The 13,730-nt window shown below is 29.1% G+C and carries 15 protein-coding genes; 4 read left to right on the top strand and 11 right to left on the bottom strand.

Annotation, left to right across the window (positions count from 1 at the left end):
* Position 1 precedes the first annotated feature (1 nt).
* Positions 2–637 carry a GNAT family N-acetyltransferase gene (locus tag PJ15_RS00525; protein ID WP_047426697.1) on the bottom strand — a complete coding sequence of 212 codons (636 nt, stop codon included), beginning with the start codon at positions 635–637 and terminating at the stop codon, positions 2–4.
* 553 nt (positions 638–1,190) lie between these two features.
* Here PJ15_RS00525 and PJ15_RS00520 point away from each other — a divergent pair.
* Both PJ15_RS00520 and PJ15_RS18185 read left to right on the top strand, forming a co-directional pair.
* The gene (locus PJ15_RS00520; RefSeq protein WP_047426693.1) at positions 1,191–1,454 is read left to right on the top strand and encodes a hypothetical protein; all 264 of its coding nucleotides are present in this window, start codon (positions 1,191–1,193) and stop codon (positions 1,452–1,454) included.
* 616 nt (positions 1,455–2,070) lie between these two features.
* On the top strand, positions 2,071–2,295 hold the full coding sequence (locus PJ15_RS18185) for a hypothetical protein (RefSeq protein WP_052138533.1): 225 nt from the start codon (positions 2,071–2,073) through the stop codon (positions 2,293–2,295).
* Between the two features lie 291 nt (positions 2,296–2,586).
* Here PJ15_RS18185 and PJ15_RS00510 read toward each other — a convergent pair whose 3' ends face one another.
* Both PJ15_RS00510 and PJ15_RS00505 read right to left on the bottom strand, forming a co-directional pair.
* Positions 2,587–2,859 (bottom strand): hypothetical protein, encoded by a 273-nt coding sequence (locus PJ15_RS00510; RefSeq protein ID WP_047426686.1) that lies wholly within the window; start codon positions 2,857–2,859, stop codon positions 2,587–2,589.
* 217 nt (positions 2,860–3,076) lie between these two features.
* On the bottom strand, positions 3,077–4,150 hold the full coding sequence (locus PJ15_RS00505; protein ID WP_047426683.1) for an AraC family transcriptional regulator: 1,074 nt from the start codon (positions 4,148–4,150) through the stop codon (positions 3,077–3,079).
* A 250-nt stretch (positions 4,151–4,400) separates the two neighbouring features.
* On the opposite strand from PJ15_RS00505, the gene PJ15_RS00500 reads away from it, so the two are divergent.
* Positions 4,401–5,249, top strand: a complete 849-nt coding sequence (locus tag PJ15_RS00500) for a LysR family transcriptional regulator (RefSeq protein WP_047426680.1) — start codon at positions 4,401–4,403, stop codon at positions 5,247–5,249.
* An 18-nt stretch (positions 5,250–5,267) separates the two neighbouring features.
* Here PJ15_RS00500 and PJ15_RS00495 read toward each other — a convergent pair whose 3' ends face one another.
* The 8 genes from PJ15_RS00495 to PJ15_RS00460 all read right to left on the bottom strand — a co-directional run bounded on the left by PJ15_RS00495 (position 5,268) and on the right by PJ15_RS00460 (position 12,891).
* On the bottom strand, positions 5,268–5,699 hold the full coding sequence (locus PJ15_RS00495; protein ID WP_047426678.1) for a hypothetical protein: 432 nt from the start codon (positions 5,697–5,699) through the stop codon (positions 5,268–5,270).
* A gap of 65 nt (positions 5,700–5,764) precedes the next feature.
* A complete protein-coding gene (locus PJ15_RS00490) occupies positions 5,765–6,808 on the bottom strand; it encodes an AraC family transcriptional regulator (RefSeq protein ID WP_047426675.1) in 1,044 nt (347 codons plus the stop codon).
* Between the two features lie 63 nt (positions 6,809–6,871).
* Positions 6,872–7,903 (bottom strand): spore coat U domain-containing protein, encoded by a 1,032-nt coding sequence (locus PJ15_RS00485; RefSeq protein WP_047426672.1) that lies wholly within the window; start codon positions 7,901–7,903, stop codon positions 6,872–6,874.
* Entirely contained in the window at positions 7,884–10,394 is a 2,511-nt protein-coding gene (locus PJ15_RS00480) for a fimbria/pilus outer membrane usher protein (protein WP_047426669.1), read from the bottom strand. Before PJ15_RS00480 ends, PJ15_RS00485 begins: the two co-directional genes overlap by 20 nt.
* Positions 10,391–11,206 carry a molecular chaperone gene (locus PJ15_RS00475; protein WP_047426666.1) on the bottom strand — a complete coding sequence of 272 codons (816 nt, stop codon included), beginning with the start codon at positions 11,204–11,206 and terminating at the stop codon, positions 10,391–10,393. Before PJ15_RS00475 ends, PJ15_RS00480 begins: the two co-directional genes overlap by 4 nt.
* A gap of 5 nt (positions 11,207–11,211) precedes the next feature.
* Positions 11,212–11,730: a spore coat U domain-containing protein gene (locus PJ15_RS00470; protein WP_047426663.1), complete on the bottom strand. Its 519-nt coding sequence runs from the start codon at positions 11,728–11,730 to the stop codon at positions 11,212–11,214.
* A 1-nt stretch (position 11,731) separates the two neighbouring features.
* On the bottom strand, positions 11,732–12,280 hold the full coding sequence (locus tag PJ15_RS00465) for a spore coat protein U domain-containing protein (protein WP_047426660.1): 549 nt from the start codon (positions 12,278–12,280) through the stop codon (positions 11,732–11,734).
* 74 nt (positions 12,281–12,354) lie between these two features.
* Complete coding sequence (locus PJ15_RS00460; protein ID WP_047426657.1) at positions 12,355–12,891, bottom strand: spore coat U domain-containing protein; 537 nt, start codon at positions 12,889–12,891, stop codon at positions 12,355–12,357.
* A 405-nt stretch (positions 12,892–13,296) separates the two neighbouring features.
* On the opposite strand from PJ15_RS00460, the gene PJ15_RS00455 reads away from it, so the two are divergent.
* Positions 13,297–13,650, top strand: coding sequence for a hypothetical protein (locus PJ15_RS00455; RefSeq protein WP_155766434.1), 354 nt, complete (start codon positions 13,297–13,299; stop codon positions 13,648–13,650).
* The last annotated feature ends 80 nt before the right edge of the window (positions 13,651–13,730 follow it).

Genomic DNA, 13,730 nt, shown 5'->3' with positions numbered 1-13,730 from the left:
ATTACACTTTACCCTCATATAAATAATACCTTTCATTATTTTGATTACTACAACGCCAATAAAATTCCTCTTCTTCTATCCGATTCAAGCCTTTTCTTTCATAAAACTGAAAGTTAGAACTATCATCTGTATAAAGGAAAAAATTATCGGCATTCATATCAGCAAGATATTCCAAAAAACGAGAATACAACTTATTTCCTATTCCTAACCCCTGATATCTTTCATCTAAAATAAATAAATTTAATGAAGCATTAAAACTTCTACCGCTTCTAAGAAGTAAATTTTCACATAATATCAAAGTATCCAAATAGCAATCAAAAACTTCATTTCCTTTTTCTGAAAACAATTTTTTTAAAGATTTATACTTTTTTATTTTTGCCTTAGCTTTTTGTCGTATATTGCTAACTAGTGATGCAGCAATAACACCAACAATCTGCTCTCCATCACGAGCAACAAATATTCGAGAGGAGTTTATGATTACTTCACTTAGAAAAAACTCCGCCATTGGCTCTACATTTTCTTCTTGAACCCATGAATTATAGTCCCAAACAGAAATAATCATCTGATTGATTTTATACAAATCACTTTCACTAAACTCGCTTACAATCTCATAATTTAATGTAAATCCAACACTCATAAATCACACTTGAAAAAATAAAATTTCGAATAAACTTTATATTCAAAACAGGTTAAAAGTTAATTATTATTCTAAACTCTTTTCAACAGAAGTACAGATAGAATCTATCATTTTTTTTGATAGTGCAAGCAACTTAAAATATAAGACTTAAAGCAAAAATCATCAGTACATGAATTTAACTATTTCCTAAATTAAAACCGTCAATTTTATTTGAGACAATAACGACTAGTAAGAACATGAAATTATTGGGGAACTGTAATACATTTTTTAGAAAACTTTCGCTCACCCCAAAAACTTCAACACTTATTTTTAAGATAATTTTCTAAATTAACAATAATTTAGATGAATACACTTATAAAAACAAATGCTAAATTTGCTTAAAAAATTAGAGTCACTCAAAATTGGCTAAATTTATTCAACATTTTGAGCCAATAATATTTTATTTTAAGCCATTTTAACTTTCAAACCATATCAATACTTTTAGTTTTTGTTAAATTTATCTAAAGTTCTTTTAAGTAATGTACCCGACTATTAAGGCTTAGGAGATAAAATTATGTCAGATAAAAAAATGCACTGGTATATGGTTAGCCTTTCTGTACTAGATTATTCTAGAGGTGGTTTTCCTTTACCTTATACCTTCTTCTATCCATTAGAAAACAAACTAGAATCAATTTCAATGAGAGATATTAATGGATTTACTAATCTTGGAAAAATCTCAGTTGTTAAGATGCATAAAGAAATTCATATTGATAATATAATTGTTAATTCAGTTAATTATCTTGGACGAATGACAAATAAAGAAATATATAATCAATAGGAGTTTTTAAAATATTAACTGATAAAAAAAATAAAACTCCCCCCTATAAGATATCGTTGATATTTATCGATGTTAGGTGGGATAATGTAAGCATTTAGTCAGCAAGTCTCTCTATTATAGATGAGGCTTTTTTTTAATAGCGCAATATATTAACATTTAGAATAAAGTTCACCCCAGATAGTTTTACTACTTTTAAACCTTATAAAATATTTTCTGCGTATATTATAACTTTATTTTATAAAATCTTATTAACAATTATCTTTTGTAACACTTTTCACATAAATATTATTAAATTTAATTTCCCGTAAAAAGTATTTTTTTATAACATAAATAAAGTATAAAAAACACATAGGTAGATATAATACCAATACATTTAAAAATTGCCGAAAAAATACACAATGAAGTTATTATAAAAGAAAAACTATCAAATGAGACTCTAAGCTTAATTAATATTTTAATAAAAGAGATTAGAAAAGAAATCAAAGGTACAAAATTAAAATTAAAATTAAAATATAATTTTTTTGACCATCATGAGGGTTTTCAAAAAGTATGTAATAAAGAGAAAAAGATTATAGATGTTAGCTTAGTTCCATCTTATAGTAATAAGGATGAGTTCTTGTTATGGCTTGCCAGTTTCATTGAGAAGGTTACTATTGGAGGACGAGAGCATTTTCCACCTCTTGTAAAATCAATTCCTCCTAATTTTACAATTAATAGTGATCCTAAAGACTTATTAAACTCAGAAGTATTGAGAAAGAAAAATAAATTGATAAAAAAAACAAATAAAACGATAATAGATGAGATCAATGAGCATTTCTACACTCAGGAATATAAGAAATAACCATTTAATATAATTTTTGATTTTAAAAAAACATTATTTAATAATCAATCCCTATTAAATAATATAAGTTTAAAAAACTAGATCTTTAAGGATAAAATTAGAGAGAAATCTAGATTACAAAATAAAATAGAAAAGAAGAAGTTGTTCAAATTTTTGAGCAATTTCTTCCCAAAAAAATATAAACTAACGTAAAGCATAGCGAACAGAGTTTATAGGTAAGCCATAATTACATAGCGAAATATAAAAATATCTTAAATTCAATCCCATAGGCCAAATATAGTTTAAGTTATATTAACAATCGCAAATACCAAACATATTATATACAAAGAAGACAGGAGCATTTGGAGGATAAACATCTCTATAATCAACAAGATAAAAATCACGACCAGAAACTAAAAACAAAAAAATATTATCTTTATTTAATACACGTGCCTTAATAGTTATTTTATGCTTAATCTTCTTAGCTGGATGACTAATTTGAAAAACAACAATATCATTAATCTCAATAGTATTTATACTTACTGGAATATATCTCTTACACTCTCTACATTTCCAATTTCTCATCATAGAAACCAAATAAAAAAATAGAATTTAAAATTAAAATAAAAGAGACCTGAAAACAGGTCTCTTAATGGAAAAGTATAAGTCTTTTGGCATCGACGATTACTTAAACCAGTTGTTATATCTGAGAAAATATATCAACAATTAAATATTAGTAAAAAACTACCAACCATTCAAGAGGTTGGCACAATTTATAAATATAATGACCTATTTAAACACATCAAATAAAAGCACTAGATAATGTAACTTTATATTCTTTACTTAAAATTTTATTTTTTGCTTTATCCCTATAAACCCCCGGAGAAACACCAACCGCTTCTTTAAACCAAGTAATAAAAGCATTGCATGTAAAAAATCCTAAATTTTTTGATATATACACTATTTTGTATTGAGTGGTTAATAAGTAGTTTTTGGCTACATCTAGCCTTACATCATCTAGTATTGAACTATAATTACTACCATCAGCATTCAATCTTCTAGTCAATGTTCTTGCACTTATACCCATTTTTTCAGCGACCAACTCCCTAGTAACCCCTCCCTCTTTAAGTTGAGAGTGAATAATAGATCGAACAGTATCCACTGTTTTTCTAGTCTTTTTATACTGTAACAAAATATCTAAAATATGATTCTCAATACTTAAATAGAGTTCACGACTAGTAGTTTTAAGTGGAACATTCAATAAGTTGTTAGATATAGATAGCATTGTAGTTTCTGCGTTAAAACTTACATTACATCTATAAAATTCCTGATACTGTTTTTGAAGATTAATATCAGGTATACTATGTTCAAAAGAAAGTTTTACCTCATACTCATCTATTTCGCTTGCAATATTATGAATAAAATCTAACCACCACGCACATTGATATTCTGTAGATAGCCTATTAAAAATATCATTATTATGTGAAGACCATTTCAATACTATATAATCGTCATTAAAACACAACGAAAAGTTATCATCTAAATCACCACAAATATCTCTATAAGTATAATATGATAAGAGTGCCTCCCTCAAATTTTCACTAAATGTCATGAGCAAGCCCAATGGACTTAGAGTGGAAATATTTTCACGCAAAAGATGCTTTAAAATAATAAATGGATTTTCCACTTTTTGACTACTATATTTTATTATCTCTTTAAAAGAATCTAAAGAGGCATAATACGAATTACTTACGAAAAAACTTTCATCAATATTACCAATTTCCAGCAGATCCCGACGATCTAAATTAATTTCTTCACAATTATCCAAAAAATGCTTAAAAAGTTGAAAACGAATCTTAGTTTGTTTATTTTTCATTTAAAATCCACCAGTTATCTCAAAACATTCAAATAATAAATGGAGAAATTAATTTCTTAAAGGAAAACCTCAAAGTAAACTATCTTTCTTTGCACTATATTTTCTGATTAAAAGTTAATAAAACGAAACAATTTACCACCTAAAACATTTTTGATAATTTACAATTATAGTTACCTTTTTTTACAAAAAAAGTGAAATATAATGAAAACAACATTTCAATTTTAGTAAAATAAAAAAAAGGAGCTTATATATGAAAATTAAAGAATTAGAAGCCTTTCTTGCATTAATAGATGAAGGTGGAATAGTTAATGCTGCGACAAAACTACATTGTGTTCCATCAAATATTTCTAAACTTATTAATGAGTTAGAAGAAAAATGCTGTGAACCATTATTTAATAGGGAAAATAGAGAGTTAATCTTAACTCCTTATGGACGAAATTTTTATGAAGAGACAAAAATAATTTTATATGAAATTGATATGTTTAAAGCCAATACCATGCTTTCGCCAATAAGTAAATTAGTCATTGGTGGCTTAGATATAGCTCTTGATTATTTTTTACCAGATCTCATTTACAAATATATTTCTGAGAATAAAAATGATAATACGCACTTACATATTTTCCGTGATTATTCGATTAATTTAGAAAATAAACTTTCTAACTTAGAGTACGATGTTATATTTTCTGATGGTCCTCTGACCTCTCCACGTCTTGAGAGCAAACTAGTTTTCTTTGAAAAGTTAATTTTAGTTAAAGGCTCAGCAGCTCATAAAACTCCAATAATTTATACCTTTAGCAACCAATGTACCTACAGAGAATATATTGAACAATGGTCACAAAAAAATCTTAAAAATTACACAATTAGAGAGATTGAATCTTATCCATTAATGCTAAAATTAATTGAAAATAATATTGGAATGACATTTATGCCACAATCAATTATAAAAGATTTAAATGTACCCGAACATTTAATTCATATTAGTTCAAGTATTGAAAGCAATATATACATAATCTGGAATAAGAAAAATTTATCTCAAAATTTAGTAAAATTTATTAAATTTATACAAAACTATTCCATCTTAAAAAAAGACCTTTATTAATATAAAGGTCTTTTTATTTTACTCTTCAATTTTGATAAAAGAAGGAAGATGTTTGCCATTCTTATAATCAAAACCCACGACCCCTCCAATAGTGATACCTGGTGAAATTGGTTTTATAATATCACTATCTACAAGACCAGCAGTATGAGTTTTAGCATCTGTATCTACTAATAATATTTTTTTCGTTTTTAATACAATTGGTTTATTTGTTTTATTTGTGATTTTTAAATCGAAATAATATTTATTACCAATAAGATCATACTGATTTACTTTCGCTTCTATGTCCACTCCTTTAGTTATTAAAGAGCTGTGTACTAACATTTCGCTTCCAACAGGGTTCTTCTTTTCAATTGCTGCAACTTCATTATAATCAAAAGGTGTTTTTCTGTCACAAGCCACCAAACCAACAACAATCATCATAGAAAAAAAACTATATAAATATTTACGCATAAACATTTCCTTTAAATAAATAAAAAATTAAAACAAAAAAATTTCATATATAAAGCTTTATAAAATTACTCTTTAGGAACAACCTCCTGATTTTTTTCCCGAAATTTACTAGGTGTTTCTTTGAATATAGATTTAAACCATGTAATAAAAGTATTACTTGTAAAAAAACCTAAAGATTTCGAAATAGATAAGATACTATTATTAGTCATTGTTAAATATTTTTTTGCTATATCTATTCTTACTTCCTCTAAAATAGAACTATATGTATAACCCTCATAACTCAATCTTCTATTCAAAGTTCTTACAGAAACTCCTAACTGTTCAGCAACAATTTCGCGAGATATCACACCTGTTTGAACTTGGAGATATATAATATTTCTAACTTTTTCAGAAAAATTATTGATATTAATATCTCTATCTAAAATAGATATTATATAATTTTCAACACTGGCAAATAATTCTTTATTATGTGATCTAATGGGTAAATCAAGTGTTTTTTTGGAAACAGCTAAAACTGATTCATCTTGCTTAAATAAAACAGGGCATTCAAAAAAATTTCTATAATATTCTTGAATATTTTCACTGGCTGCTGAATGCTCAAATTTAATATAAGCTAAATGACGCTCCCCACCCTCCCCGCATAACTTTATTAAGTCTGCCCACCATGCACACTTATACTCAACGATAAAGCTACTTAAAGTATAATTATCAATTACATGCTTCCATTTAAATAAAATATGATACTCATTCTCTTCAATGAACATCATTTGTCCCAATACACCATGTAATTCTCTATATTTTAAAAAGCTCTTTATTGCTTCTGTTAAGTTCTCACTTAAAGAAATAAGCAAACCTAATGGACCAACTGAAGAAATATCACTCTGTAAATAAAATTTTAACAATAATAATGGATCACTTGTTTTTTTATATATGAACATAAACATTCTTTCGAATGGCTCGAGCGGAGAAAACAAAATATCTTGCTCTAAATATTTTTCATCTATTCCTCCAATTCTTAATAGTTCATCACGTTCTATATTTGCTAAAGCGCAATGATCTACAAGATGTTTCAATAATTGGAAACGAATTGTCGGTTGCTTATTTACCATATTGAAGCCTACCACTAGCAACTTGACACAAAAACTAAACCTAAAGATATTTTAATATAAATATCAAAACTTTACCTCAACCCTGACAATATCTTCATATAGTCCAGCAGGAAGATTATCTGGGTTATTTCCGAGAATCTTAGTAGTAAACATATAGTTTTGTTGCGTAATCCCGTCATGAACTCCAGGGTTACTAGTAGCATCAGAACTTGACCAGCTTTCGTTATTTAGACCCCAACGTTCGTTTGAATTATTTTTATAAATTTCGTAATTTATAAAATCATTACTTGTCGTAGACTTCATAGCACGTTGATTACCATTTTTTGCATTTAAACCATTATTCAAACTAACCTTATAAGGTGTTTTTGAAGAACACCGGATGCCCATAGAAGTTTGTACTGGTTCAAAGTTACTAACGAAGGCCTCAGTACCAAAATTAATATCATTCGTTAATATTCGGCAATCAGGAAGAACCTCGATATTTAATGTCTGTTTTGTTAATACCCCTGCTCCCTTGTCTGATTCTTTTGGTCCAGGTAACCCCCTATTAAATCCAGGACTCGAATCAAATATTCCAATTCCGATCCCAGCTAATAGAGGAACAGAATAAAACCAAGTAACTTGAAGAGGCGCTGGAGTAGTATAAATCCCAGGTGAAACATTTTGTCCAGCCGGTATTGTATAATCGAATTGCACAGCTCCATCAGTACCGGAAAAAACATTAACGAAACTAAAACTACTAAGATCGACTAGTTCTCCTTCTTTAAGAGGTTTATTATTATTATCAGCACTAGAAAAGTTTACATTTAGAGTTTCTCCAGTCAATTTATTTATTAAATTATTAGCTAAATGATCTACTCTATAATAAAGGAAAGTTTTATTTAGAAGACCAAATTTGACACCTGTACAAGACAATCCAGAACTAATCTTGCCTGATCTGTAACCACTTTCATATAATGACATAGAAGGTGCACTTAGTAATTTTTTATCACCTGCTTGAGTAACACTACAGCCAGCAGTAGCATAACCAGATGGCAATAAGAATAAAGATGCAAAAAACAAAGATTTATTATATTTATTTATATAGAGTTTCATACTTACTTTCCTCCACGCATAATACTGATTTAATATCTAAAATTTGATCTTTAGCTTTTTCTAAATCTATAGAAAATTTACCGCGACAAATTGATTGATTTGGAAGCTGTACTGTAATTGAATTATCTTTTGTAAGATCTTCTAAATATACAATACCATCCATTCCAACATAACTAGATTCAGAGTCGCTTCTATGTACTACTGCTCCAGTTGGTACAGGCTCATTGTTTTCTAAAACTAAGTGAATATTGGCAGAAAGCGATTTTTTTACAGGAAATTGAATAATAACTCCCGAACCACGTTTAGCTGATACTCTATTTTCAACATTAGTAATAGTATAATTTGAAGGTAAATCAATAGGATCTATGCTATATTTACCTGCATAATAAGGAGTTACAGAAGGAATAAAGATATGACCTTTATTATTACTTCGACCAATCAAATTATTTTCATACCTCACTTGTACATCAGGTACATTATTTGTATCAATTAATGCAAAAGACTCACCTAAGCGATTAGCTGCATAAAGACTATTTTGCATATATACTAAGGAGCCTGAGAAACCAAGCCAGTAGTTATAATCATTATTACCAGAAACACCAAAATCAGAATTAAGATATTTGTTTCTATAACTGAATCTTGCCTGATTTACATCGCTATGATTTTCATTAAATTTTCTAGTAACATCAAAACCAAATCCTCCTTCAGATGGTATACTTTGATTATAATTGATATAACCAGAGTCTCCTTTAGAATCCAAAGTGAATCCTGTATTAACTGTAGAGTTTGAACGAAATAATGGAATTGAAAGTTGAAACATACCATTCCATTGATTTTCGATAAAATCATGATTAGCGCTTAATGAGACAGACATCCCCTTCATATAAGAGGGAAGTACTGGTGCCCATGATAGATTCATTAGCTTATTTTCAAAACTATTGGCTTGAGTTTCTATATATCCCAAACCAAATGTTCCAGAATTTCTAGAAGCAAAATAAGTATTCACTGCCATAGTTTTATTACTATTTACAGAAAATAAATTATTATATTGCATACGTGACAAATCATAATATTCGCTATCACGATTTGAATGATTTACACTAAAACCAAATCTACTTCTATTATAGCTATATCCTAAAGTATACTGTTCTCCACTTTTATTCTTTAAGTCACCTTCTAATAAACTATTATCTACCCAGCTTTTAGAAAATGAACTATTTAAAACACCCCAGTTCCCTAGTTTTAAAACAGAACCAAATCCAAATAATTGTAAATCATTTGTAAGTTCAGTCCTCCCCTCAGCTGTAAACCAATCATTCACACCATATCTAGCATCGAGAGCACTTGCAAATTTTCCATATGAAAAATTCTTAATGCCATAATCTTCACGGATATTACCTATAGAAAATGAATAATCTAAAAGACCAGGTTTTAATAAAGAATTTGCTATATAAAAAGGTACAGCTGTAGCTACTTGTCTTCCAACAGCATCTGTTGTTATGATTACAGCCTCACCTTTACCATTAATAAATGGAATATTATTTAAAATAAATGGACCAGATTGTACATCAGTTGATTTAGTTTTCTGTCCATTAATAATTAAATCAACGCTACTTGGTAAAGCAGCCTGCCCTTTAAATTGAGGTAATGGATAAGTAATTAAATCTGGGCGTGTACTATAATTGCGCTGTACCTGTAGTCCACCTAGTCGTACAGAGCTTCCCCAAGTTGTTTTATTGCTAGTAATTATATCTCCCAATATAAATGATGTGGCATTACTTTGATTGTCATATTGCCAATTAGTATCGTAACGTTTATACCCATCATTATTTTTCGTTTGATGGCTAAACTTTTCATTATCAACTTGAGTTTTAACATATATTCCGGAGTTCTTTAAAACACCATATGGAGAAAAGAAACGTTGCTCGGCGAAAAGACTACTTGTCATATTACCTATATGAGGTTTATAGACATAAAAATCGTAGTTATTTAATAATCCTAGACTTGATTTTGCTACCTCAGGTTTATACCATGAGTCTTTTCCAATCATCTGTGTTGGCATCCAGTCAGCTGGAATTATCAAATTAAAATTTTGCTTAGTCGAACTATACTCATAATCTATCTCAGGAATTCCCGATAGTTTTAACCAGTCTGAAGTTTCACCAGCAAAACCTAATATATTAATATCCTCATTAGTTAGCAAATCAGACTTTGGAATATCAACAGGTATACTAATATTAAAATCATCAGTAAGCTTTGATTTTTGGATATAATAAATATCATTTTTAACGATAACAGGGACTACCTGTCTTGTTGAATAATGATTTATACTTAAATCCAAATACAGTTTAAAAAGCTGATTTATATCACTAATACTTTTTGGCGCAGGCGGCAGCTCCCCTGCAAAAGAAAAACTTACAGCACTTAAAGTACTACTAGCCAGCAATGACAGTACGATACACTTATGTAAGTGGTTATATTTAAAAATCACTTAACCACCTCTTTGTTAATCTTTATTAACTCTTGTTTAACCCCTGAAGTGTCAACACCATAAATTACAGAAGAACTATTTAAGTTTTTTTCTAAGTTTTTATGAATTTCAAATTTCATACTTGCATTTGGCAAAATATACCCGAATGAAGACTCACCTAAACTAATATCTTTAGCATTTTCAGTTATTCGTATTGCTGTTAATCTTGCAAATTTTTTACCCTGATTTTTTAAGATTAAATCCGACTTACCTTCACTATTTTTTTCCACAGCCCAAGTTAAAATTGGTTTAGAGTTATTACTTTTAGCATTAATTTTTTGTGTAGCCTCATTTAAACCACTCCCTAACCCTTTTCCATATACAAAAAGAGGTATTGAGTAACGCATTTGAAAGTTAACATTCGATGATTTTTCTTTATTTTCACTATTTAAGTTAACCGGTAGCTCATCAACAATAACTCGATATGCTCTTTCTTCTCCACTAGGAACCATTGATGCCTTTGTTAGCCTTAACATATGTTTTTCCCCAGCCTTAACTTTTGCAACTGGAGGGCTTGGTATAATTTCATTTTGCTCACTATAATCATTTTTATAATTATTTTGATTCCATTTAAATACACGTATTTGAACCATAGCATCGGTTTTACCTGTATTTTCCAACCAAACAGCTACCGCTTTTTCATCAGATTCAATTTTTGGATAAATAGGCCAAATTACAAAGGTAGCTTGAGCCATTGCAAAACTTGAAATCAAATAAAAAAACAAGAAAAAAGTAGTTTGGATTGATTTATTTCTTGAAGAAAAGTATTTCATTTAAGTTACCACGCTATCAAAATTGAAACTGTATCTCTATAGATCCCAGCCTCTCTTGGCAAATTATTATTACTAAGATCAGCAACGCCATAAATAGAAAAGTTTAGTATTGAATTATCTACTGTTGTAGGTTGAAGAGAATATACCTTACCAATTTCATACTCACCATCTAATTTAAATGAGTTATAAAGTTTATAATTTATATAATCGGATGATGATAAATGTTTCATACGACGAATACTAGTTAAAACATTTTCACCACCATTAATAGAAATATTTACAGGCATATTTTCTGTACATTTCAAATTCCAAGATGAAGAATTATTTATAACATTTGCTGTAACTTTTTCTTGAGATACCGATGGATGACGACCAAAGTCTAGCTGGTACTCTTTATTAGTTAAACTGCAACCTTTTTCAATTTTTGCTTGTATTTTCAAGTTAACTCTGGTTTGAGGAATAGCAGAAAAACAAACTTGGTTAAAAAAAACAAAACCTACAGTAATCAAAAATATATTCTTCATCTTAAAACTCGATAGAAACAGGAATAGTATCTTTATAACTTCCTACAGATTTAGGAGTACCATTATTTACAACACGGCCAAAAATATTTACTGTTTGTTCTTGACTAATATTATTCAAAATATAAAATTTATTTGTTTTTACAACTTTTCTATCTATACCGTAAAGCAAGTTGTAAGCTAAATAATCAATACCGTTTGTTAAAGCATGGTAATAATTATCAGAGTATTCTAATGGAACGTTTCCATCATTCAGCCCAGATCCAAATGATATTTTTACTGACTCAATTCCAGAGCACTTTATTTTAAACCCAGCTCCTCCATTACTTAGTAGACTCGACTCCAAGACTTTATTAAAAGATGCTCTTACTTCTCCAAAGTTAATTTCACCTAAATTTAATCCGGAATCTTTATTGCTAACGATATTATTATTAATAGTACAAGAAGGTAATAACTCAATTTGTGTGTTTAACTTAACAGCTAAATCATTTGCATATACTTTTGGAATAAATAGAGTTAGTACCACCACCATTAAGACACTTTGACTTTGCATTCCCCTCTCCAAAATACCTAAATAGGCTTGCCAGCTTTACAGGCAAACCTACTCTATAGCCTATTTTAAATATCTTAGAAATTCACAGTTACTAACAAAGTATCTTTATAGTCACCTTGTGCTTTTGCTGCACCAGTATTTGCTGCGATGGCACCGAATAGTGGTACTGGAGTTGCCTTTCCGCCTACAGCTGTAAATTGTTGAGGTTTATTGATCTCATAAAGATTACTACGAGCTGCATCTCGATAAACGTTGTAAGCAACCAAATCATCTGTTACTGTATTTTTTAATTGACGGTCTGCACGTTCTCCACCATCAACAGAAACAGTAAAGTCAACAGGATCTGAACCATCACAAACTACTTGTAAATCACCACCAGTTTTACTAGAAGCTAAGTCAGCTGTTAGTACGTTACTCCAGGTACCAGAAGTTTTACCAAAATCTAATGTGCCAAATTTATTCATGTTTCCTTCAATTGATGAACCACCCACAGTACATCCGGTTGAAACATTTAATTTCACGTCGACTTGACCTGTAACAGCTGCTTGAGCTTGTACAGCAAAGCCAGAAACCAATAAAATAGCTAATGTATTTTTTGTGATACTTTTCATCTTAAACACCATAAATGTTAAACAGTTATCGGAGTTACAAACTTATCACATCAATTTTATTTTTAAATTTCTTATTCGAGCCACTATATTTTTATTTTAGGACAAGCACGACAGTAGTTTTGAACTTTTTCCCTATTATTAATTTACAACTTAACATTTATACTTAAAATCTATATAGTTATACTAATTCCATGCATTCTCACTAAAAAAATTTAACTACACCCCACACTTAAAATACACTTGTAAATTATTTATCTACCAAAGCACTTCTGTCCTTTTTTATAACAAAAATGACCTAAAATAATAGTCAAATATTAAATTATTTTGTTTAGACTATTTTAAATCCATTCACAAACCCATCAAAAGGTGCTTAATTGCATCTTAATTTTTTTCTGGAACTATCTTATGAAGAAATTAATTTATTCGACATTTTTATGCTTTTCCCTTATGGGATGTAACCATAAAGCCAATGATTTTGATCTGCCTAAAATGAGCGAAAATATTACTATATTAGGATTTGAAGATCAAAAAACTGACTATAATGAAATTATAAAAACATTAGGTAAACCACATAAAGTTGTTAGCTTTTCACATCGTGAGAATATTGAATACACTTTAGCCAAAAATACATATTGTTTTTATTTAGATGGATCTGGTTTAATCTGGTCAACTGACTCAAAAGCCTGCAGTCATAAAGAAAGTTTCCTTCCTTTAAAATCTCTAACTTCGCCATTACCAGACAAAAAAACGGTCTTATAATATACAGAATTTCATTTTATTAGAAATTATGAAGTTCAAAATATCACTTAGACATTATGTTATATTTTTTAATCAAAAAC

This window comes from Acinetobacter sp. neg1 (assembly GCF_000788125.1).
Lineage (GTDB): Bacteria > Pseudomonadota > Gammaproteobacteria > Pseudomonadales > Moraxellaceae > Acinetobacter > Acinetobacter vivianii.
The sequence above is the reverse complement of the archived record's forward strand: the minus strand, read 5'-3'. Positions and strand labels throughout refer to the sequence as shown.

Excerpts from the sequence above, each read along its gene's own strand:
- PJ15_RS00525 (WP_047426697.1), bottom strand. The coding sequence starts at position 637 with ATGAGTGTTGGATTTACATTAAATTATGAGATTGTAAGCGAGTTTAGT.
- PJ15_RS00520 (WP_047426693.1), top strand. The coding sequence starts at position 1,191 with ATGTCAGATAAAAAAATGCACTGGTATATGGTTAGCCTTTCTGTACTA.
- PJ15_RS00510 (WP_047426686.1), bottom strand. The coding sequence starts at position 2,859 with ATGAGAAATTGGAAATGTAGAGAGTGTAAGAGATATATTCCAGTAAGT.
- PJ15_RS00505 (WP_047426683.1), bottom strand. The coding sequence starts at position 4,150 with ATGAAAAATAAACAAACTAAGATTCGTTTTCAACTTTTTAAGCATTTT.
- PJ15_RS00500 (WP_047426680.1), top strand. The coding sequence starts at position 4,401 with ATGAAAATTAAAGAATTAGAAGCCTTTCTTGCATTAATAGATGAAGGT.
- PJ15_RS00495 (WP_047426678.1), bottom strand. The coding sequence starts at position 5,699 with ATGCGTAAATATTTATATAGTTTTTTTTCTATGATGATTGTTGTTGGT.
- PJ15_RS00490 (WP_047426675.1), bottom strand. The coding sequence starts at position 6,808 with ATGGTAAATAAGCAACCGACAATTCGTTTCCAATTATTGAAACATCTT.
- PJ15_RS00485 (WP_047426672.1), bottom strand. The coding sequence starts at position 7,903 with ATGAAACTCTATATAAATAAATATAATAAATCTTTGTTTTTTGCATCT.
- PJ15_RS00475 (WP_047426666.1), bottom strand. The coding sequence starts at position 11,206 with ATGAAATACTTTTCTTCAAGAAATAAATCAATCCAAACTACTTTTTTC.
- PJ15_RS00470 (WP_047426663.1), bottom strand. The coding sequence starts at position 11,730 with ATGAAGAATATATTTTTGATTACTGTAGGTTTTGTTTTTTTTAACCAA.
- PJ15_RS00465 (WP_047426660.1), bottom strand. The coding sequence starts at position 12,280 with ATGCAAAGTCAAAGTGTCTTAATGGTGGTGGTACTAACTCTATTTATT.
- PJ15_RS00460 (WP_047426657.1), bottom strand. The coding sequence starts at position 12,891 with ATGAAAAGTATCACAAAAAATACATTAGCTATTTTATTGGTTTCTGGC.
- PJ15_RS00455 (WP_155766434.1), top strand. The coding sequence starts at position 13,297 with ATGAAGAAATTAATTTATTCGACATTTTTATGCTTTTCCCTTATGGGA.